Annotated in this window: 16 protein-coding genes; 1 reads left to right on the top strand and 15 read right to left on the bottom strand. The window is 64.9% G+C overall.

Annotated elements, in window-relative coordinates; genetic code table 11:
* From PY310_RS03720 to PY310_RS03665, 12 genes are all read right to left on the bottom strand, one after another.
* On the bottom strand, positions 1-786 hold the full coding sequence (locus tag PY310_RS03720) for an amino acid ABC transporter ATP-binding protein (protein ID WP_275212845.1): 786 nt from the start codon (positions 784-786) through the stop codon (positions 1-3).
* A gap of 791 nt (positions 787-1577) precedes the next feature.
* Positions 1578-2057 (bottom strand): thioredoxin-dependent thiol peroxidase, encoded by a 480-nt coding sequence (bcp, locus tag PY310_RS03715; RefSeq protein ID WP_275212844.1) that lies wholly within the window; start codon positions 2055-2057, stop codon positions 1578-1580.
* Between the two features lie 49 nt (positions 2058-2106).
* On the bottom strand, positions 2107-2796 hold the full coding sequence (locus PY310_RS03710) for a winged helix-turn-helix domain-containing protein (RefSeq protein WP_275212843.1): 690 nt from the start codon (positions 2794-2796) through the stop codon (positions 2107-2109).
* Between the two features lie 8 nt (positions 2797-2804).
* Positions 2805-4148, bottom strand: coding sequence for an allantoinase AllB (gene allB, locus PY310_RS03705; protein ID WP_275212841.1), 1344 nt, complete (start codon positions 4146-4148; stop codon positions 2805-2807).
* Positions 4141-5346 (bottom strand): glycerate kinase, encoded by a 1206-nt coding sequence (locus PY310_RS03700; RefSeq protein ID WP_275212840.1) that lies wholly within the window; start codon positions 5344-5346, stop codon positions 4141-4143. The genes allB and PY310_RS03700 overlap by 8 nt, the downstream gene beginning before the upstream one ends.
* 2 nt (positions 5347-5348) lie before the next feature.
* A complete protein-coding gene (gene gcl / locus PY310_RS03695) occupies positions 5349-7139 on the bottom strand; it encodes a glyoxylate carboligase (RefSeq protein ID WP_275212838.1) in 1791 nt (596 codons plus the stop codon).
* Positions 7140-7314: 175 nt separating this feature from the next.
* Complete coding sequence (locus tag PY310_RS03690) at positions 7315-8334, bottom strand: 2-hydroxy-3-oxopropionate reductase (RefSeq protein ID WP_275212837.1); 1020 nt, start codon at positions 8332-8334, stop codon at positions 7315-7317.
* Positions 8223-9023, bottom strand: a complete 801-nt coding sequence (locus PY310_RS03685; protein WP_275212836.1) for a hydroxypyruvate isomerase family protein — start codon at positions 9021-9023, stop codon at positions 8223-8225. Before PY310_RS03685 ends, PY310_RS03690 begins: the two co-directional genes overlap by 112 nt.
* 218 nt (positions 9024-9241) lie before the next feature.
* A complete protein-coding gene (locus PY310_RS03680; protein WP_275212834.1) occupies positions 9242-10054 on the bottom strand; it encodes a bifunctional allantoicase/(S)-ureidoglycine aminohydrolase in 813 nt (270 codons plus the stop codon).
* A gap of 11 nt (positions 10055-10065) precedes the next feature.
* Positions 10066-11343 (bottom strand): DUF6986 family protein, encoded by a 1278-nt coding sequence (locus tag PY310_RS03675; protein WP_275212833.1) that lies wholly within the window; start codon positions 11341-11343, stop codon positions 10066-10068.
* A gap of 3 nt (positions 11344-11346) precedes the next feature.
* Positions 11347-12960, bottom strand: a complete 1614-nt coding sequence (gene aceB / locus PY310_RS03670; protein ID WP_275212832.1) for a malate synthase A — start codon at positions 12958-12960, stop codon at positions 11347-11349.
* A 38-nt stretch (positions 12961-12998) separates the two neighbouring features.
* Positions 12999-14444 (bottom strand): NAD-dependent malic enzyme, encoded by a 1446-nt coding sequence (locus PY310_RS03665; RefSeq protein WP_275212831.1) that lies wholly within the window; start codon positions 14442-14444, stop codon positions 12999-13001.
* Between the two features lie 207 nt (positions 14445-14651).
* On the opposite strand from PY310_RS03665, the gene PY310_RS03660 reads away from it, so the two are divergent.
* Positions 14652-15407 carry an IclR family transcriptional regulator gene (locus tag PY310_RS03660; RefSeq protein WP_275212830.1) on the top strand — a complete coding sequence of 252 codons (756 nt, stop codon included), beginning with the start codon at positions 14652-14654 and terminating at the stop codon, positions 15405-15407.
* An 87-nt stretch (positions 15408-15494) separates the two neighbouring features.
* On the opposite strand, the gene PY310_RS03655 is transcribed toward PY310_RS03660, so the two are convergent.
* The 3 genes from PY310_RS03655 to PY310_RS03640 all read right to left on the bottom strand — a co-directional run.
* Positions 15495-17003, bottom strand: a complete 1509-nt coding sequence (locus PY310_RS03655; protein WP_275212829.1) for a nucleobase:cation symporter-2 family protein — start codon at positions 17001-17003, stop codon at positions 15495-15497.
* Positions 17004-17171: 168 nt separating this feature from the next.
* A complete protein-coding gene (pucL, locus tag PY310_RS03650; RefSeq protein WP_275212828.1) occupies positions 17172-18080 on the bottom strand; it encodes a factor-independent urate hydroxylase in 909 nt (302 codons plus the stop codon).
* A 793-nt stretch (positions 18081-18873) separates the two neighbouring features.
* Positions 18874-20144, bottom strand: a 1271-nt coding sequence (locus PY310_RS03640; RefSeq protein WP_419095446.1) for a transketolase-like TK C-terminal-containing protein, incomplete at its 5' end; no start/stop codon positions are given.

Below are 20144 nucleotides of genomic sequence, written 5' to 3'. Positions count from 1 at the left end.
TCAGCGCTCCAGGACTGCGCGCAGGAAGCGCCGGGTGCGGGCCTCCTGCGGGTCGCTCATGATGGCGCGTGGGTCACCTTGTTCGATGATCTTGCAGTCGGCCATAACAACCAACGTGTCTGAAACGTCACGGGCGAACTGCATTTCGTGAGTCACTACGATCATTGTCATTCCGTCCTTGGCCAGCTCACGCATGACAGCCAGGACTTCCAGGCCCACCTCAGGGTCAAGGGCTGACGTCGGCTCATCGAAAAGCATGATCGAGGGGTCGAGGGCCAGAGCGCGGGCGATGGCAATGCGTTGTTGCTGTCCGCCTGAACACCGGCCCGGATGCTGTCCCGCCTTCTCCTTGAGGCCGACGCGCTCAAGGAGCTGCATTGCGCGTTCGTCCGCTTCGCCCTTGCTGCGTCCCAGGACCTTCTGCTGGGGGAAGCTGATGTTCTTCAGGGCGGACATGTGCGGAAAGAGATTGAAGGACTGAAACACCATGCCCACCGTGCTGCGCAGGGCGGCGAGGTCCTTGTTGTTGACAACCCGGCCAGGCTCGATGGTGTGGCCCGCTACTTGGATTGTTCCGGCGTCCGGCCGCTCCAGCAGGTTGATGCATCGCAAAAAGGTGCTCTTTCCTGCACCGGAGGGCCCAATCAGGGCGGTCACAGTTCCGGGTTCCACGTGCAGGGAAACGTCATCGATCACAACGTTGTCACCGTAGCGCTTGGAAATATTGTCCAACTTGATGCCGGTACGGGGTGCGAGCTTTCCGTTCGCAATTTCTGAAAGGGTCATAGCGATCTTTCATCTCAGATAAGTGAGCAGCACCTGTGGCGTGCATCACGTCGTATGTGACATGGTACATAACACTGCGAGGGCTGGCAAGAGCGGGCAACTCACGGGGCGGAGCGTGACTGGGTAGAGGTAGACGCGCCTTTTATCTGAGTTCAGGATGACTCTGGAGAACCTGGTGGGATTGGATCGAACGCACACTGTCGGCGCCGTCCGTCCAGTGGGCGACTGACTGTCGCCCCCGCGGCGGCTCAACTTTGCGGAAACGCCAATTCGTCATGAAGGGGATTTCTCCCAGCTACTTTCACTCCCCCGGGTGCGAACGCCGGGAGGGAAACCATATGTCGCCCCGTTGGTTCCAGGCTGGAGTCACTTCCCAACGGGATTGCTCGTGAGGGCAAAGTCTGTGCTGTCAACGGCCGGATAGTGATCGACCCATAGGGCAAATTCCATTTCGTGCCTATTCACGACCCGCTCCGGCTCTTTGGTCGGCACGCCAGCCAGCCGTCCAGTTGGTCGGTTTCCGTTCCTGAGCAGCCCTCGGAAGACAGATCGGTCGGGGCGCGGCCAGCTGTAGTGCGTAGCCGTCTTGGTTGTGAAACCGTCGGCGGCCACCGGCGGGTCGTGGGCTCAAATGATGTCACCGTCTGCTGCCCAGGCGTCCACTGACTGGCCATCAGTCCGTTTGCTGGGGGAGTGCCGTTCCCCAGGAAAGCCTCAGGAGCGGACAAGCGTAGGTTCTTGAACTACGGCTCCGGTTAACGATCCCCCGGCTCCCGGAAAAGAAACGATCCCTAAATCCCCAGCTCTTTCCTCAGTGCTGCAACGTGCCCCCGGGGATCGACGTGGTACTCCGCAAGTTTCACCGTTCCGTCCGCGTTCAGGACGACAGTGGAACGGACAACGCCCTCGGTAACACGCCCGTCGATGAGCTTTTCACCCCAGACCCCGTAGGCGAGGGCGACCGCGTGATCCTCGTCGGACAGCAAGGGGAAGGTCAGGGAGTAATCGTCTGTGAAACCGGCCAGCGCCTCGGGTGCGTCGGGGGAGATGCCGATGACCTCGTAACCTTTGCCCTGCAGGGACGCCAGGCTGTCGCGGAAGTCGCAAGCCTCGGTGGTGCAGCCGGGCGTGGCCGCCTTGGGGTAAAAGTACACAATGACGCTCTTCCCGCGGTAATCGGCAAGGGCTGTTTCGCGGCCCTGGGCGTCCTTCAGCGTGAAGTCGGGGGCCTGGATTCCGGGCTGGAGTTTGGCGATCAGGGCGTGGGTCATGGCATTTCCTTTGGGAGATTGTGTGGGTGCAGGCAAAGAGTTTCCGGCGTCATATGCAGTATTCAGCCGGGCCGCGGACGGTGGCACGCGCGCCGGGTACAAACTGGTAGCCCCGGCCGCGGGCGGTGGTCACAGCGTGGCGGGCATTCCCCAGCTTCCGCCGGATCCTGCCCACGTACGTATCAATGGAACGGGGTGCGGCGCCAGGGGTTTCGAAGGTGTCCAGGAACTGCTGGAGCTCCACCCGCCCCACCACGCGTGACAGGTGCGTCACCAGGTACCTGAGAACCTGGAATTCAACACCCGTGAGGTGCACGGGTGTTCCGTCCAGGAGGACCTGATCGGCAGCGAGGTCAACAGTAACGTGGTTGACGGGGCGGGCCGACGGCGGCAGGCGGGTTCCATCGGCACCCGCGGCAGCTGCCGTGGCCGTTCCTTTCGCCAACTGAATTTCCGGCTGAATTTCCGCCGTGGAAGGAGGCTGAGAGGAGTCGGCTGCGGCTCCTTCCACGGCGGACGTGGCAGCTCCGGGGGCAGGCCATTGGACTTCCGCCTCCGGAGCAAGCGTGAGGGCACGTTCGAGCACGAGCCTGGCGGCGCGGACCAAGGCGGCTTCATCGACGTCGGATTCCGGTCCGCACGTGATCCAGACCGCCAGGCCTCGAACGGCAGCAGGCGGAAGCTGGCGGGCCGTCGAAGGACCGGCGCAGCGTCCGGAGTCATGCACCTGTGCTGCCATGGCTTGCCTCAGATGCCGCCGCGGCGGATGAGCCTGCCGGTGGGGGTCTGGCCGTCCACCACTGCGCCGCGCAGGAACGTCTTCCGGACCACGCCGGAGAGGGCCTGGCCGTCGTACGGGGTGATGGGGTTCTTGTGCTTGAGTTTGGAGACGTCCACCACGAAAGCATCGTCCGGCGCGAAGACGGCGAAGTCGGCGTCGTAGCCCAGCGCCAGCTGCCCCTTGTTGGTGAGGCGGGCCAGGGCGGCCGGCTTTTCCGCCATCCAGGACACCACCTGTTCCAGCGGGATACCGCGGTGCCGGGCCTCGGTCCAGATCAGCGACAGGCCCAGCTGCAGGGAGGAGACGCCGCCCCAGGCCACGGCAAAGTCACCGTTTTCCAGGTCCTTGAGGTCAAGGGTGCTGGGCGAGTGATCCGAAACGATGCAGTCGATGGTACCGTCCTGCAGGCCCTGCCACAGCAGTTCCCGGTTGGACGCCTCGCGGATGGGCGGGCAGCACTTATAGGCGGTGGCGCCGTCGGGGATTTCCTCGGCAGTCAGGGTCAGGTAGTGCGGGCACGTCTCCACGGTGAGCCTGACGCCGTCGCGTTTTGCGCTGGCAATCATGGGCAGCGCGTCCGACGACGAGAGGTGCAGGATGTGCGCACGCGCACCGGTCCAGCGGGCCCGTTCGATGACCTCCGCGATGGCCTTGTTCTCGGCGCCCCGGGGGCGGGACGCCAGGAAGGTGGAGTAGTGGTCTCCGCCCGGGTGGGGGGCGCGGTCGATGGCGTGTGAGTCCTCGGCGTGGACGATCATGAGCGAGTCGAAGGACTTCAGCTCGGCCATGTCCTCTTCCATTTCGTCCGCATCCAGGTGCGGGAACTCGTCCACGCCGGAGTGCAGGAGGAAACACTTGAAGCCGAAGACGCCCTCGTCGTGCAGGGGACGCAGATCCTCCTTGTTGCCGGGAATCGCCCCGCCCCAGAATCCGACGTCCACGAAGGCCTGGTCCTCGGCCACCTCGCGTTTGAGCTTGAGGTTCTCCACCGTGGTGGTGGGCGGGACGGAGTTCAGTGGCATGTCGATGATGGTGGTGACGCCGCCGGCCGCCGCGGCCCGGGTGGCGGAGGCAAAGCCCTCCCATTCGGTGCGGCCGGGCTCGTTGACGTGGACGTGCGTGTCCACGAGGCCCGGGAGCAGCGTTTCGTCGTCGGCCAGTTCGATCACCTCGGCACCGGCCAGGCCGTTGCCCAGCGGTTCGATGGCCACGATCTTGCCGCCGCGGACGCCCACTTCGCGTGGGGCGATGCCGGCGGTGGTCAGGATGCGCTGGCCCCGGATGACGAGGTCAAAGCGTTCTTCAGACACGGAGGTCCTCCTTGGTACTTGCGGTGGCGGGCCTGTTGGCCGCCAGCCCCGCACTGATCTGGGTGCCTAGCTGCTCCAGCAGCGGTCCTGCCTCTGCTATGCACCTGTTTACATCGGTTTCGAGTGCCGTCAAAGCGTAGACGGCCTCGAATCCGGCGGCCGCTACCTGGTCATGGTCCAGAGTGGTCCGGCCGCAGACGGCGATCACGGGAACGCCCTGGGCAGCAGCGGCCCGTGCAACGCCCATGGGCGTCTTGCCCAGCAGGCTTTGCTCGTCCAGGCTGCCTTCGCCCGTGATCACCAGATCCGCCCCGGCCAGACGTTCAGCCAGCCGGGTGAATTCCAGGACGACGTCGATACCCGGCCGCCGCGTCGCGGCCAGGACGGCGATGGCAGCGTAGCCCACCCCGCCGGCGGCCCCCGCGCCGGGAGCCTCCGCCGCCTTGACGGCGCGGAATCCGATCTCCCTGGCCAGGACTTCGACAAACCTGGCCAGGGCGGCGTCGAGCATGCCGACGTCTTGTTGTGCGGCGCCCTTCTGCGGGCCGAAAACCGCTGCGGCGCCTTGCGCGCCCAGCAGGGGATTATCGACGTCAGAAGCCAGCACAAAGCGTGTGTCCTTGAGTCTGGGCTCAAAGTCGGTGAAGTCAATGGTGTCGAGGCGGGCCAGGGCTGCCCCGCCGGCGGGCAGTTCATGGCCGTCCGCGTCCAGAAAGCGCGCTCCCAGCCCCTGGAGTACGCCGGCGCCGCCGTCGGTGTTGGCGCTGCCGCCCACGCCGAGGATGATTCGGTGGCAGCCTGCATCCAGTGCCGCCCGGATCAGCTGCCCCGTCCCCAGACTGGTGGCGGTCGCTGCGGACACCGGGTCGGGCTGCTCTCCGCGGATGACCTGGGGCAACACCGCGAGCCCTGAGGCGGCGGCCATCTCGATGACGGCCACCCTGTCCCGGACAGCATAATCCGCGTCAACCGGTTCACCCGTGGGTCCCGCAACTCGGGCGGTGCGGCGGGTGAAGCCGGAGCCGACGGCGGCATCGAGGGTTCCCTCGCCGCCGTCGGCTACCGGTACGCGGACAACGTCCAGGGTGCTGATGGGTGCCTTACCGGCCCCGCGCTGCAGTCCCTTTTCCAGGTGCCGGCAGACCTCCGGTGCAGACAGCGATCCCTTGAACTTGTCCGGGGCAATCACGATGCGCATGGTTAGCCCTGCATCGCCAGGATGGCGGTGGGAGCGTCAGCGGCGGTCTCTGCCAGTTCCTCGAACTCGTTCACGGCGTTGATTTCCACACCCATGGAGATGTTGGTGATCTTTTCCAGGATCACCTCAACCACCACGGGAACCTTGAACTCGCCCATGAGGGCCTTGGCCTTGTCAAAGGCCGCGGCGAGGTCGTTGGGGTCCTGCACCCGGATGGCCTTGCACCCGAGGCCCTCAGCGACCTTGAGGTGGTCAACGCCGTAGCCCCTTACGTTCTCGGACAGGTCCGCGCTGTTGATGTTGTCGAACGCCAGCGACACGTTCTGTTCCATCTGGAAGCCGCGCTGGGACTGGCGGATGAGACCCAGGTAGGAGTTGTTGACCACCACGTGGATGTAGGGCAGGTTGAACTGTGCGCCCACGGCCAGTTCTTCGATCATGAACTGGAAGTCATAGTCACCGGACAAGGCGACCACCGTCTCCTCAGGCTTGCCGCGGACCACGCCCAGGGCCGCCGGGCCGGTCCAGCCCAGCGGGCCGGCCTGGCCCGCATTGATCCATTTCCGCGGTCCGAAGACATGCAGCATCTGCGCGCCGGCAATCTGGGACAGGCCGATGGTGGACACGTAGATGGTGTCGCGTCCGAAGGCCTTGTTCATCTCCTCATACACGCGCTGCGGCTTGATGGGGATGTTCTCAAAGTGCGTCTTGCGGTGCAGGCTGGCCTTCCGCTCCGCACATTCAGCAACCCAGGCGGAGTAATCCGGCAGCGACTTGGCTGCCTTGCGTTCGGCGGCCAGTTCAATCAGCCCTGCCAGTGCCGCACCGGCGTCGGAGGCGATGCCCAGGTCCGGGGAGAATACCCGGCCGATCTGCGTGGGCTCAATGTCAACGTGCACGAACTTGCGCCCGGCCGTGTAGGTCTCCAGGCCGCCGGTGTGGCGGTTCGCCCAGCGGTTGCCGATGCCGATGACGAAGTCGCTGCGCAGGTAGTTTTCGTTGCCGTAGCGGTGGGACGTCTGCAGGCCCACCATGCCGGCCATCAGCGGATGATCATCGGCAATGGAACCCCAGCCCATCAGGGTGGGGATGACCGGTACGTTCAGGATCTCAGCCAGTTCCACCAGCTGCGCGGAGGCACCGGCATTGATGATGCCGCCGCCGGCCACGATCAGCGGACGCTCGCCGGCGGTCAACATGTCCAGGGCCTTTTCGAGCTGCCGGCGGCTGGCCTTGGGCTTCTCAACCGGCAGGGGCTCATAGGTATCGATGTCGAATTCGATCTCCGCCATCTGAACATCGATGGGCAGGTCCAGCAGCACCGGGCCCGGACGGCCGGAGCGCATCAGCTGGAACGCCTTCTGGAACGCGCCGGGAACCTGGCCCGGTTCCAGGATGGTCATGGCCATCTTGGTGAGGGGCTTGGCAATGGACTCGATGTCCACGGCCTGGAAGTCCTCCTTGTGCAGCTTGGCCACGGGTGCCTGGCCGGTGATGCACAGCATCGGGATGGAATCGGCCCAGGCCGCGTACAGCCCGGTGATCATGTCGGTGCCCGCCGGGCCCGAGGTGCCGATGCAGATGCCGATGTTGCCGTCCTTGGCCCGGCTGTAGCCGTCGGCCATGTGGCTTGCGCCCTCGACGTGGCGGGCCAGGGTGTGGCGGATTCCGCCGTGGGCCCGCATTGCTGAATAGAAGGGGTTGATTGCTGCCCCTGGCAGGCCGAACGCCTCGATGGCGCCTTCCTTTTCCAGGATGGCAACCGCTGCATCAACGGTACGCATCTTGCTCATGGTGTGCTCCTTGAAAGCTTGGAAGTCTGTTTTTGGGTGTGCTGAAGCAGCCCGGCGAACCGTCGCGGGGCACTTTGGGGGTGGCCGCCGTCGTAATTCACGACGGCGGCCGGCGTGTTTGTGTCGAAGCGCCCCGTTGTGGAGGGGCCGGGTTAGCTGCTGCGCTGCGTGAGGGTTACTTGCGGCCGCTGAGCTGGAGGACCTGTTTGAAGAGTCCTGAGTGGTCCAGTGCGCCGTCGCCCTGGTTGACGGTGGCGGCGACGAGCTGTGCGGCGAGGGCGCCGAGCGGGACCACGACGTTGGCTTCACGGGCCGCCGAGGTAACGATGCCCATGTCCTTGTTGTGGAGGGCCAGGCGGAAGCCGGGCTCGAAGTTGCGGTCGAGCATCTTCTGGCCCTTCTGGTCGAGGACCTTGGAGCCGGCCAGGCCGCCGCCGAGGACCTTGAGGGCGGCGTCGGTGTCCACGCCGTAGGCCTCAAGGAACGCGATGGCCTCGCCGAGGACCTGGATGTTGACGGCCACGATCAGCTGGTTTGCAGCCTTGACGGTCTGGCCGGAGCCGGAGGGGCCGACGTGGACGATGGTCTTGCCGACGGCGTTCAGGACATCCTGGGCGTCATCGAAGTCAGCCTGGTCACCGCCCACCATGATGGAGAGGACCGCGTCGATGGCGCCCTGTTCGCCGCCGGAGACCGGTGCGTCCAGGGGGCGGATGCCGGCTTCTTTGGCCTCTGCTGCGAGGCGGACCGCGACGTCGGGACGGATGCTGGAGGCATCGATCCACAGGGTGCCCTGCTTGGCATTGGCGAAGACGCCGTCCTCGCCGCTGACGACGCCCTCAACGTCGGGGGAGTCCGGCACCATGGTGATGACGACGTCGGCGTCCTTCACGGCGTCAGCGATGCTGGTGGCACCCTTGCCGCCTTCGGAGACGAGCTTGTCGATCTTGTCCTGGCTGCGGTTGAACCCGGTGACGGTGTGGCCGGCCTTGACCAGGTTGATGGCCATGGGCAGGCCCATGATTCCGAGTCCGATGACTGCAACGTTGCTCATGATGTTCTCTTTCTGAAGTCTGTGTGGTGTTACTTGGCGGCGTGCTGGCGGATGGCCCAGGCGAAGGCGGTTTCCTGCGGTTCCTTGTATTCGAGGCCGATGTAGCCCTCGTAACCGAGTTCGCGGCTGCGGGCGATCCATTCGCCCAGGGGAAGCTCGCCCGTTCCGGGAGCGCCGCGGCCGGGGTTGTCGGCGATCTGGATGTGGCCGAAGTCCTTGGCGTGGTTTTCGATGACGGCTGCGACGTCGTCACCGTTGACGGCCAGGTGGTAGAAGTCGGCGAGGAGCTTGACGTTCTCCGCGCCGGACTCTTCCTTGACGCGGGCAATCACTTTGAGGGCATCCGCTGCCGTCAGGAGCGGGTACTTGGCGGCGCCGCTGACCGGTTCCAGGAGGACGGTGCCGCCGATCCGGGCCACGCCCTCGGCTGCTGCTGCCAGGTTCTTGACTGCCAGCTCGTCCTGTTCTTCGGGGGTGAAGTCGTCCTGCCGGTTGCCGTAAAGGGCGTTGAAGGCCTTGCAGCCGAGGCGCTCACCGATGCCGGCGACGACGTCGATGTTGTCCTTGAACTCGGAACAGCGGCCCTTCCAGGAGACCAGGCCGCGGTCCCCTCCGGGCATGTTGCCGGCGTTGAAGTTCAGGCCGGTGAGCTGAACACCGGCGTCCTTGATGGCGTTCTCGAATGCGCTGACCTGGGCGTCGGTGGGGACGGAGGTTTCGAAGGGCCACCAAAACTCGACCGCGTCAAAGCCTGCGGCCTTAGCGGCTGCGGGGCGCTCCAGCAGCGGCAGCTCTGTGAGGAGGATGGAGCAGTTCACTGTGTACGTCATCGTAGGTCCTTCCGGGGAGGGCTTGTGTCCAGATTCCGACGGCTTCAAGCTTTAGGCCGTTTCCGCTTTGTGGAATTTAGATTCTGCTTTATGAAAAGTTTAGGGAATGGCTGGGCTCGAGTCAAGGGGCAGCGGCAGGCACGGGGCCTCCTGGCCTTGCGCCTGGGGCATAAAAAACGGGCAGCTCCCAGGGAGCCGCCCGTTTCACGTGGTGGTGCTCAGGTCAGGCGGACTTGCCGGTTCATGTCTTTGTAGAGCAGGTAGCGGAATTCGCCCGGGCCGCCGGCGTAGCAGGCCTGGGGGCAGAAGGCGCGGAGCCACATGAAGTCCCCGGCTTCGACTTCGACCCAGTCGTTGTTGAGCAGGTACATGGCTTTGCCTTCCAGGACGTACAGGCCGTGTTCCATGACGTGGGTTTCCGGGAACGGGATCACGCCGCCGGGTTGGAAGGTCACGATGTTGACCTGCATGTCGTGGGCGAGGTCGTTGGAGTCGGTGAAGCGGGTGGTCTTCCAGGCACCGTTGGTGTCCGGCATGGAGGTGGGTTCCACGTCCTTTTCGTTGGTGACGAAGGATTTGGCTTCGTAGCCGTCGAGCCGTTCGTAGGCCTTGCGGATCCAGTGGAAGGAGACGACGTCGTCGGAGACGTTTTCCAGGCCCCACTCGCTGCCGGCGGCGAGGTAGGCGTAGCCGCCTTCTTCGAGCTGGTGGAGTTCGCCGTCGAGGGTCAGGTTGAGCCGGCCGCGGGTGACGAAGATGACGCCTTCGACGCCGGCTTCGAATTCGGCCTTGGGGGCGCCGCCGCCGGGGCCGATCTCCACAATCAGCTGGGAGAACGTCGTGGCGAAGCCGGAGATGGGCCGGGCGATGATCCAGGAGCGGGTGTTCGAAAAGCCGGGCAGGTTGGACGTGACGATGTCCGTCATGACGCCCTTGGGGATGACCGTGTAGGCCTCGGTGACGATGGCCCGTTCGGTGGTCAGGTGGGTCTGCGGGGGTAGCCCGCCGGCGGGGGAGTAGTACTTACCCATCAGGAAGATCCTTACTTAGGAGTTGAAGCGGGGGTGAGCCGCGGGTGGGCCAGGGCGGTCAGTTGCGGGACGCCGACGCCGGCAAGCCCCTGGACTTCCTCCGCACCAACGGCGCCGCACTGGACGCCGCGCAGGACGAAGCCAGCCAGGGCACGTGCGGTGGCGGGTTCGTCCATGACGCCGCCTTCGGTCCGCTCCACGTAGTTGCGCAGCCGTGCTGCCGCGGCCGGGAGGCCCTCGCGGTAGAACGCGTAGGTGGCGGCGAAGCGGCTGGGCAGCTGGGCCGGGTGCAGGTCCCAGCCCTGGTAGTAGCCGCGTTCCAAGGAACGGCGGACCAGGCGGCCGTGCAGCTGCCAGGCGTTCTCCACGTTCCCGCCCACCGGGATGATGTTGGTGGAGCCGTCCGAGAGGCGGATGCCGGTACCGGCCACGGCCAGCTGCATGACTTCCTTGGCGAAGTCGGCCACGGGGTGTTCCATGGACTGGTATTCAGCCGAGATCTGCAGCGACGCCGAGTAGTCGTACGTGCCGTAGTGCAGCCCGCTGATCCGGCCGGGAACAGCATGCGGCAGTTGCGCCACCGGTGAGGTGCCGTCCGGGCCGAGGATCAGCTGCGGTGTTTCCACCTGGACCTCAAAGCGGAGCCGGCCGGCCGGGAGCCCGTGGACTTCCTCAAGCCGCGAAACGGCGTACTCCATCGCCTGGACCTGGGCCACGGTGGTGACCTTGGGGAGCGTGAGGATCAAGCCTTCCGGCAGTTCGCCAGCTGATGCCAGGCCTGAGACGAAGAGGTCAAGGGTGCGGAGGCCGCGGGCACGGGTGGGTGCCTCGAAGCACTTAAACCGGATGCCAATGAAGGGGGGTGCCGAACCAGCCGCGGCGGCGGTAGCGACGGCGGTTGCCGCCGCGGCCGCGGCGGCGTCCTCCGCGTCGTCGCCCCTGTCCCCGAAGCCGTCTTCGAAGTCCAGGCGCAGGTCCTCGATGGGCTCGCTGGCGAGTTTCGCTGCCACCCGTCCGGCGACGGCTTCGGCGAGTCCGGCTTCCTGACCCAGGAGCCGGCCCAGCTGTTCGAGGCCGCCGTGAGCCTCGGCCACCGTGGTTGCCTGGTCGCCCCAGTCGTTCGCGAACGACGGCGTGAAACGGTCCGCGGGCACGTACACCGTGTGCACGGGCTGGCGTGAACCGTCGTCGCCCGGGTAATTCCGTTCCAGCAGCCGGTCTGTTGCGGCCAGTTGGCCCTCAATGTGGGCGAGGTCCGCCGCGGAAAGCGAGTGCTTGTGTTCAGTCATGGCTCAGTTCACCAGTTCGTAAGCGGGCTCGGTGAGGAAGTCGGTGTAGTCCTCGGAGAGGCAGATGTCCTTGATCAGGTCGCTGGCGGGCCGGTAGTAGAGGTTGAACGCGTCCTCGCCGACCTCCCCGCGGAGCGGTTCGGTTTCTTCGGTCAGGATTTGTTCGACGAGTTCGCGGGTGACGGTGTTGCCGGTGTCGGCCAGGATGGATTTGTTCCGGATTTGCTGCCAGACCTGGGAGCGGGAGATTTCTGCGGTGGCGGCGTCTTCCATGAGGTTGTGGATGGCCACCGCGCCGTTGCCGGAGAGCCAGACGGCGGTGTAGGCGACGGCGACGTAGAGGTTCAGGCGCAGGCCGGTTTCGGTGATCTGGCCGCCGGCGGAGGCGATGTCCAGGAGCTGGTCGGCGGTGACGGTGACGTCGGGGCGCTGCTTGTCCAGCTGGTTGGGACGGCCGCCCTTGTCCGGGTCGCCGAGGACGGCGTCGAAGACTTCCTGGCAGGTGGGGACGAGGTCCGGGTGGGCTACCCAGGAGCCGTCGAAGCCGTCGTTGGCTTCGCGGGTTTTGTCCGCGCGGACCTTCTCGAACGCGGCGGCGGTGACCTCGGGCTGTTTGCGGTTGGGGATCACGGCGGCCATGCCGCCCATGGCGAAGGCGCCGCGCCGGTGGCAGGTTTTGACCAGCAGTTCGGTGTAGGCGCGCATGAACGGGGCGGTCATGGCCACCGAGGCACGGTCCGGGAGGACGAACTGTTCGCCGGCGTCGCGGAAGTATTTGATGATGCTGAAGAGGTAGTCCCAGCGGCCGGCGTTCAGGCCGGCGGCGTGGTCGCGGAGTTCGTAGAGGATTTCGTCCATTTCGAAGGCGGCGGGGATGGTTTCGATCAGGACGGTGGCGCGGATGGTGCCCTGGGGGATGCCGAGGCGGTCCTGGGCGAAGACGAAGACCTCGTTCCAGAGCCGGGCTTCGAGGTGGCTTTCCATCTTGGGCAGGTAATAGTACGGACCCTGCCCGTTTGTTATCAGCTGGTTGGCGACGTGGAAGAAGTGCAGGCCGAAGTCCACCAGCGCGCCGATGGCGGGTTCGCCGTCGATCAGGACGTGTTTTTCGGGCAGGTGCCAGCCGCGGGGGCGCATGACCACCACGGCGAGCGGGGCGTCGGTGCGGAGGGTGTATTCCTTGCCTTCGGGTGCGGTGTAGCTGAGGGTGCCGCGGGCGGCGTCGCGGAGGTTCAGGATGGCGTCGATGACGTTGCCCCAGGTGGGGGTGCTGGCGTCCTCGAGGTCGGCCAGCCATACCTTGGCGCCGGAGTTCAGGGCGTTGATGGCCATTTTCGCCGGGGACGCGGGGCCGGTCATTTCCACCCGGCGGTCCTGCAACGGTGCCGGTGCCGGCGCGACTTTCCAGTCGCCGTCGCGCACGTCCCGGGTCTCCGGGAGGAAATCCAGCTTCCCGGTCTCCGTGACCTTCTGGCGCTTGGCCCGCCGGGCGGCAAGCGTCCGGTCACGGGTGTCTGCGAAACGGGTGTGGAGTTCCTCGATGAACGCCAGCGCTTCGGGGGTGAGGATTTCTTCAGCACGGTCTATCGGCTGCGAATCTGTGACGGTGATGGCCATTTCTGGTCCTTTCGTTGGCGGCGGGTCAGACGGTGAAATCAGGGTGCGGCGTAGACGGCATCCGCGGCGGGCGCCGCAGCCTGGGTGCCTGCGGCGCTTGCTGCATTTCCGGCTGCATGTGCCACCGCAGTGGCGACGTCGGCCGCAACGTGCGGGTCGAAGACGCTGGGGATGATGTAGCTGGCGTTAAGTTCATCGTCAGCGACCCTGTTGGCGATGGCCTCGGCGGCTGCCACCAGCATTTCGGGGGTGATGTCTGATGCTCCGGCGTCCAGGAGACCACGGAAGAAGCCGGGGAAGGCCAGCACGTTGTTGATTTGGTTGGGGAAGTCGCTGCGGCCGGTGGCCACCACGGCTGCGTGGCGTGCCGCGACCACCGGATCGATTTCCGGGTTGGGGTTCGCCATGGCGAACACGATGGAATCCGTGGCCATGGAAGCGACCTGGTCCTCCCCGATCACGTTCGGTGCGCTGACGCCGATGAACACGTCCGCGCCCTTGAGTGCTTCGTGCAGGGTGCCGGCGAAGCCTTCCTCATTGGTGTTCGCGGCGATCCAGGAGCGGTGCTCGTCGGTGTACTCCTGGCCGGAATGGATGGCGCCGGAGCGGCCGGCGGCGATGATGTGCTGCGCGCCCTGGGCTTTGAGGAGCTGGATGATGGCGGAGCCGGCGGCGCCCACGCCCGAAACGACGATCCTCACCTCCTCGAGCTTCTTGCCCACGACGCGCAGGGCGTTAACCAGGGCGGCGAGGGTGACGATCGCGGTGCCGTGCTGGTCGTCGTGGAAGACGGGGATGTCCAGTTCTTCGCGGAGGCGGTTTTCGATCTCGAAGCAGCGCGGGGCGGCGATGTCCTCAAGGTTGATGCCGCCGTACACGGGGGCCATGGCCTTGGCGATCATGATGATTTCTTCGGTGTCCTGGGTGTCCAGGCAGACCGGCCAGGCGTCAACGTTCGCGAACTGCTTGAACAGGGCAGCCTTGCCTTCCATCACGGGCAGGGCCGCGGCCGGGCCGATGTTGCCCAGGCCCAGGACGGCTGAACCGTCGGTGAGGACGGCGATGGTGTTGCGCTTGACGGTCAGGTTGCGGGCCAACGCGGGATCCTCGGCGATCGCCATGCACACGCGGGCAACTCCGGGGGTGTAGGCGCGGGAAAGATCGTCACGGTTGCGCAGGGCGACCTTGGGGACCACTTCAAGCTTGCCACCAAGGTGCATCAGGAAGGTGCGGTCCGAGACGTGCTGGACGGAAACGCCCTCCAGTGCGTTGAGCGCGTCCTTGACGCGTGCGGCGTGGGCGTCGTCAGTGGTGTTGCACGTGACGTCGACAACCAGGGTCTCGTGGTGGGACTCCGTGACGTCCAATGCCGTGATGGCGGCGCCTGCCGCTCCGACGGCCGCGGCCAGCTCACTGGTGGCCGAGAAGCTGGACGGCGCTTCCACGCGCAAGGTGATCGAATTTCCGGGGCTGGGGTTCGCCATTGAAGAGTCCTCTGTTCTGGCCCATGGACGGCCGGTCGGTTGGAAAAAGGTTTTCGTATTATGGATATTATTATCTACTTTGTGGAATTACAAGCCTCCTTTGGCGTCCCGGCGGCTCCTGCCCGGTGCGGTATCGTGAGAGGCCTAGGGCAGTCTTTTCACGATGCGGATAAGATTTGTCGGAAACCGAGTCGCAGGAGCAGTCACATGGCTGAAAAATCCCCCGGAGGCGTTCAGTCTGTTGAGCGCGTCTTCGAACTGTTGGAACTGATCACGGATGCAGGCGGCGACGTCACGCTCAGTGAACTTTCGTCGTCGACGGATCTTCCACTGCCTACTATCCACCGGCTCCTGCGCACTTTGGTCACTCTTGGCTATATCCGTCAGTTGCCCAACCGCCGGTACGCCTTGGGCCCCCGCTTGATCAGGCTCGGCGAAGGAGCAAACAAGCAGCTGGGTGCCGTGGCGCGCCCGCAGCTCAAATCCCTCGTGGACAACTTGGGTGAGACGGCCAACATGGCGGTGCTTGATTCGGACATGGTCATTTATGTGGCTCAAGTTCCCTCCCTGCATTCCATGCGGATGTTCACCGAAGTCGGCCGCCGCGCCCATACCCACGACACGGGCGTGGGTAAAGCCATCCTGGCCCAGCTTGATGACGCGACGGTCCGCGGGATCGTTGCGCGTACCGGAATGCCCACGCCCACTCCGAAGAGCATCGGCGACATCGAATCGCTGCTGGCGGACCTGGGCCGGATCCGGAAGCGCGGGTATTCCATTGATGAGGAGGAGCAGGAGTTGGGCGTCCGGTGTTTTGCCATGGCCGTACCCAACGCTCCTACTCCGGCAGCGATCTCGGTCTCCGGACCTGTCTCGCGCGTTGACAAGGCTTTCAGTGACCGCGCCGTCCCGATGCTTCGGGAAGCCGCACAGGCTATTTCGGACGAACTCAACCGGGCCTGATCATTCTCCGGCGGCGGTTCGGTTCCCGGCGCCACGGACGGCGGCCACTCTTTCGGGAGTGGCCGCCGTCTGCGTTGAACGGTGTTTCTAGTGTTCTGGTACCTGCCCGGAGGACTGGACCGCGACTTCCTTGCCGTCGCAATCGATGAGCTTGCCGCCTTCGTAACGGTCGCCGTCGGCAAGGCATTTAAGGTCCTCCTCGCGGACCACCCGGCCGGTACCGGCAACAAACACCGATTGGTTTTCTGAGTTGCCGGCCTTCAGGTGGTTGAACAGCAGGTTGAGCAGGATGGCCATCACCGCTGCTGAGCTGATGCCGGAGTGGAAGATGGTACCGAACCACGACGGGAACTTGTCGTAGAAGGTCGGCGCGGCAATCGGGATCATGCCAAAGCCGATTGAAGCGGCCACGATGATCAGGTTCATGTTGTTCCGGTATTCGACCTTGGCCAGGGTCCTGATGCCGCTGGCAGCCACCGTGCCGAACAGGACGATTCCCGCGCCGCCGAGAACGGCGGTTGGAACGGCGGCGACCACGCGGCCCAGGACGGGCAGCAGGCCGAGCAGGACCAGGATCACGCCGCCGGCCGCGACCACGTAGCGGCTCTTGATCTTGGTGACTGCCACCAGGCCGACGTTCTGGGCGAAAGCGCTCTGGGTGAAGGAGCCGAAGATCGGGGCGATGAGGCTGGAGCCCATGTCGGCGCGCAGTCCGGCTGCGATCCGCTTGGAGTCCGTGCGGGTACCGACGATTTCGCCCACAGCAAGGATGTCGGCCATGGTTTCGGTCAGGATCACCAGGACGACGATCACCATGGAAATGATGGCTGCGATCTCGAAGGTGGGTGCCCCCAGGTGGAACGGCGTGGGGAACGCGACAATCGGACCATCGCCTACCTTGGAGAAGTCAGCCATGCCGGTCGCCACTGCCACAATGGTGCCTACCACCATGGCTAGAAGGATGGACAAGCGGGAGATGGTGGCGCTGCCGACCTTGCTCAAAAGGAGGACGAGCGCCAGGGTGACGGCAGCCAGTCCGATATTGGCCATGCTTCCGTAGTCCTCTGCCTTCCGGTTTCCGCCCATGGCCCAGTTGGCTGCCACCGGCATCAGGGTCAGGCCGATGGTGGTGATGACAGTGCCGGTGACGACCGGCGGGAAGAACCGTACGATCTTGGAGAAGACCGGGGCGATCAGCAGACCAATGGCCGCCGAAACCATCACCGCTCCGAAGACCGAGGGCAGGCCGCCGCCCCCGCTGACGATGGCCACCATGGTGGCGACGCTGGCGAAGGAGACGCCTTGGACCAGCGGCAGTTGCGAGCCGAAGAACGGAACGCCGATGGTCTGCAGCAGGGTGGCCAGGCCACCCATGAAGAGTGCCGCCGCGATAAGCACTCCGATGTCTGCGGGGGAGAGGCCGGCCGCTTGGCCGACGATCAGCGGGACGGCAATGATCCCGCCGTACATGGTGAGGACGTGCTGGAAGCCGTAGGCAAAGCTGCTGCCGATGGAAAGGCGCTGGTCTTCCGGACGATCCGTGACAGAGCGTTGGTTGCGCGGAGTGGCGGCTTTGAGAGGTTTTTTGGTGTTCATGGCAGACTTTCTGGTTCATGGCAGACGTCTTCGTCTGGCTAACGTGGTCTGGCTAACGGTGGTCTGGCTAACGGTGGTGCCGGGGGAGGGGCTTGGCTGGGTCCCCTATAGGCCGGGGCCTCCCCCTGCGAAGAGGCCCCGGAAACTGCTGGCTTGTAGCCGGCGCTTTTAGCAGAAGCCCGCGATGCCGGACCAGGCGATGTCCGCCGGGCTGGCGTCCTCACGCTGGACCGTGGCCTCGATCAGGCCGTAGGGACGGTCTGCTGCGAAGAAGACCTCGTTGGGGTTGTCGAGGCCGAACGGTGAAAGATCCACGAGGAAGTGGTGCTTGTTAGGCATCGAGAACTTAATCTCGTCGATCTCGCTGTGGGCTTCGAGGACTTTCGTGCCCATGTCGAACAAGGTCTGCTGCAGGGCGTGCGAGTATTTTTCGGTGAACCCTTCGAGCAGGAGGGCTTTGACGTCGTCGTAGCTCTTGTTGAAGTCCACAGCGGTGAAGTCGGTGCCGGTCTTGAAGCGCCAGCGTGCCGAAACGTCAGTGGCGAGGATGCGGTCGGTGGTTTCGGCGAGGGTGGTGTATTTGTCCTTCGGGTACCCGACGAAGCCGGACTCGGTGGACTTGAGGACGGTGAGGTCCTTGAGGCCCGAGATCAGGTGGGCGGTGTCGCCGTCGCGCACCAGGACGGCCGTGCGGATTTCCTGGCCGTTGCGCACGAAGGAGTGGGCATGCTCGGCGCCGTGGGCCTGGATCCGGTTCCAGCTGTAGGACTCCGCTTCCCAGCGGCCGCCCGTCACCCAGTCGAAGCTGGAGGTGAAGTGCTCGCCCAGGCGCAGCAGGAGACTTTCGGGGGAACCGATGCCTTCCCTGGCGAAGGCATAGACGGTGTTCTTCTGGGTGTCCGTGGGCACGACGTGGCCGTTGTCGCCTTCGAGGTGGGCGGCCGCAAAGTCGCCGCGGAGCTGCGAGGTGACGTTGAGGTCCTCAATCTCGTGGCGGTCGGTGTCCCGGCTGATCTTGACGACCCGGACTTCGGCCTTTCCGAACTGGTTGTGGCCGAGGATGATGTTGCTGCTCATGGTCAGATTCCCAACTTCAGGTACGTGGCATAAGGGCCACATAGAAATTAAGCGTGCGTTTCCCGCACGTTTCTTGTACCGTCGGCCCACAAAAAAAGAGCCGACATCGATAGATGTCAGCTCATTACGACCCTGCCTGCTGCTCCCAGGTTACGTGGCTTTCGGCCACGAATTGACAATCAGCGTAGCCCAGCCCGCCCGTGTTGTACATCACAAACTGAAAATTCAGTTTGTGACTGCCGGCGCTTCGGGCCCATTGACGGGCCCAGCCCGGCGCCTCTAAACTTTTCGTATAGTAAAACTAAATTTTCACGATATGAAAAGACCCGTGACCTCGGAGGAGGATCAGATGTGCGCGCAGGATAAGAAGCCGGTGGTACCGGCAGAAGCGGAAACCCTTGTAGCCCAAGAGTTCTACTTTCCCGTCGGAAGCGGAACGGATCCGGACTTTCACGTGCCCACCGACGCAGAGCGCATTCGGCGCGGCGGCGGATTTTCCCGATGGCTCCGGGCGCTTCCGGTTTTCACCCGCTAGCCTCTCAGGGCTGATGGCCTGATGGATGACCGATCCTGGGCATCTATCGATAGGGCGAACCGTGGCAGGGCGTTCTTTGGCGCCCACAGGCCAGTCAGCTCTTCAACCGCGGCCCCTTGCCGCAATTTGCCCTGGCACGGCTGCCGTCGCCACAGTACTTGTCATCCACGAAGCCACAGTCACGCGTCATCCAGTAAAGAGGGGGCCGGCAGCAGCGCACCAACATGCGCTGCTGCCGGCCCTCTCTTGTATTGGAGGTTACGAGTCCCCGCCTGCATTGCCGGTGGTGCCGGCATTAACGTCCAGGAGCTTGTACCGGTCCATGGCGTAGGACGGTGCACCCTCCTCGACTTCACCGCGGCGCGCGAGCATTTCCAGGGAACGGACCACGATGGAGTGGGTGTCGTTCTTGAAGAAGCGGCGGGCTGCGGCGCGGGTGTCGGAGAAGCCGAAGCCGTCCGCGCCGAGGGTGGCGAACTCGTTGGGCACGAACTGGCGGATCTGGTCCGGGACGGCTTTCATGTAGTCCGAGACCGCGACGACGGGGCCGGTGGCGCCGGCGAGTTGCTGGGTGACGAACGGGACGCGGGCGGGTGTGCCGGGGTTGAGGAAGGCTTCTTCCTCGGCGGCCATGCCGTCGCGGCGCAGTTCGGTCCAGGAGGTGACGGACCAGACGTCGGCGGAGACGCCCCAGTCCTCGGCGAGGATCCGCTGGGCTTCGATGGCCCAGGGGACGGAGACGCCGGAGGCCAGGATCTGGGTCCGGGGACTATTTTCCCTCAGTCCTTCGGCCTTCGCGGGGGCGAGCAGGTAGATGCCCTTCAGCACGCCGTCGACGTCGAGGTCTTCGGGTTCCGCCGGCTGGGTGATCGGTTCGTTGTATACCGTGAGGTAGTACATTAAGTTCCGATCGGCGGAGTCCGGCCCGTACATGCGTTCGATGCCGTCGCGCATGATGTGGCCGATTTCGTAGCCGAAGGCGGGGTCGTAGGTGACCACTGCGGGGTTGGTGGAGGCGAGCAGCGGGGAGTGGCCGTCGGCGTGCTGGAGTCCTTCGCCGGTCAGGGTGGTCCGCCCGGCGGTGGCGCCGATGATGAAGCCGCGGGCCATCTGGTCCCCGGCGGCCCAGAACGCGTCCCCGGTGCGCTGGAAGCCGAACATGGAGTAGAACACGTAGACCGGAACCAGCGGCACGCCGTGGGTGGCGTAGGAGGTGCCGGCGGCGGTGAACGCGGCCACGGCCCCGGCTTCGTTGATGCCGGGGTGGATCAGCTGGCCTTGCGCGGATTCCTTGTAGGCCAGGACGAGGTCGCGGTCCACGGAGAGGTAGTTCTGGCCCTTGGGGTTGTAGATCTTGGCCGTGGGGAAGAACGCGTCCATGCCGAACGTGCGGGCCTCGTCCGGGATGATCGGGGCGATGTGCTTGCCGAAGTTCTTGTCCCGCATGAGGTCCTTGAGGAGCCGGACGAAGGCCATGGTGGTCGCGGCCTGCTGCTTGCCCGAACCGCGTTTGGCGACCTCGTAGGTCT

The sequence above is a fragment of the Pseudarthrobacter naphthalenicus genome (assembly GCF_029076445.1).
Lineage (GTDB): Bacteria > Actinomycetota > Actinomycetes > Actinomycetales > Micrococcaceae > Arthrobacter > Arthrobacter naphthalenicus.
The sequence above is the reverse complement of the archived record's forward strand: the minus strand, read 5'-3'. Positions and strand labels throughout refer to the sequence as shown.

What these genes read in the sequence shown, in the direction of transcription:
- PY310_RS03720 (WP_275212845.1), bottom strand. Translation starts at nt 786, where the DNA reads ATGACCCTTTCAGAAATTGCGAACGGAAAGCTCGCACCCCGTACCGGC.
- bcp (WP_275212844.1), bottom strand. Translation starts at nt 2,057, where the DNA reads ATGACCCACGCCCTGATCGCCAAACTCCAGCCCGGAATCCAGGCCCCC.
- PY310_RS03710 (WP_275212843.1), bottom strand. Translation starts at nt 2,796, where the DNA reads ATGGCAGCACAGGTGCATGACTCCGGACGCTGCGCCGGTCCTTCGACG.
- PY310_RS03700 (WP_275212840.1), bottom strand. Translation starts at nt 5,346, where the DNA reads ATGCGCATCGTGATTGCCCCGGACAAGTTCAAGGGATCGCTGTCTGCA.
- gcl (WP_275212838.1), bottom strand. Translation starts at nt 7,139, where the DNA reads ATGAGCAAGATGCGTACCGTTGATGCAGCGGTTGCCATCCTGGAAAAG.
- PY310_RS03690 (WP_275212837.1), bottom strand. Translation starts at nt 8,334, where the DNA reads ATGGATCGCCCGCAGCCGCGAACTCGGTTACGAGGGCTACATCGGCCT.
- PY310_RS03685 (WP_275212836.1), bottom strand. Translation starts at nt 9,023, where the DNA reads ATGACGTACACAGTGAACTGCTCCATCCTCCTCACAGAGCTGCCGCTG.
- PY310_RS03680 (WP_275212834.1), bottom strand. Translation starts at nt 10,054, where the DNA reads ATGGGTAAGTACTACTCCCCCGCCGGCGGGCTACCCCCGCAGACCCAC.
- PY310_RS03675 (WP_275212833.1), bottom strand. Translation starts at nt 11,343, where the DNA reads ATGACTGAACACAAGCACTCGCTTTCCGCGGCGGACCTCGCCCACATT.
- aceB (WP_275212832.1), bottom strand. Translation starts at nt 12,960, where the DNA reads ATGGCCATCACCGTCACAGATTCGCAGCCGATAGACCGTGCTGAAGAA.
- PY310_RS03665 (WP_275212831.1), bottom strand. Translation starts at nt 14,444, where the DNA reads ATGGCGAACCCCAGCCCCGGAAATTCGATCACCTTGCGCGTGGAAGCG.
- PY310_RS03660 (WP_275212830.1), top strand. Translation starts at nt 14,652, where the DNA reads ATGGCTGAAAAATCCCCCGGAGGCGTTCAGTCTGTTGAGCGCGTCTTC.
- PY310_RS03655 (WP_275212829.1), bottom strand. Translation starts at nt 17,003, where the DNA reads ATGAACACCAAAAAACCTCTCAAAGCCGCCACTCCGCGCAACCAACGC.
- pucL (WP_275212828.1), bottom strand. Translation starts at nt 18,080, where the DNA reads ATGAGCAGCAACATCATCCTCGGCCACAACCAGTTCGGAAAGGCCGAA.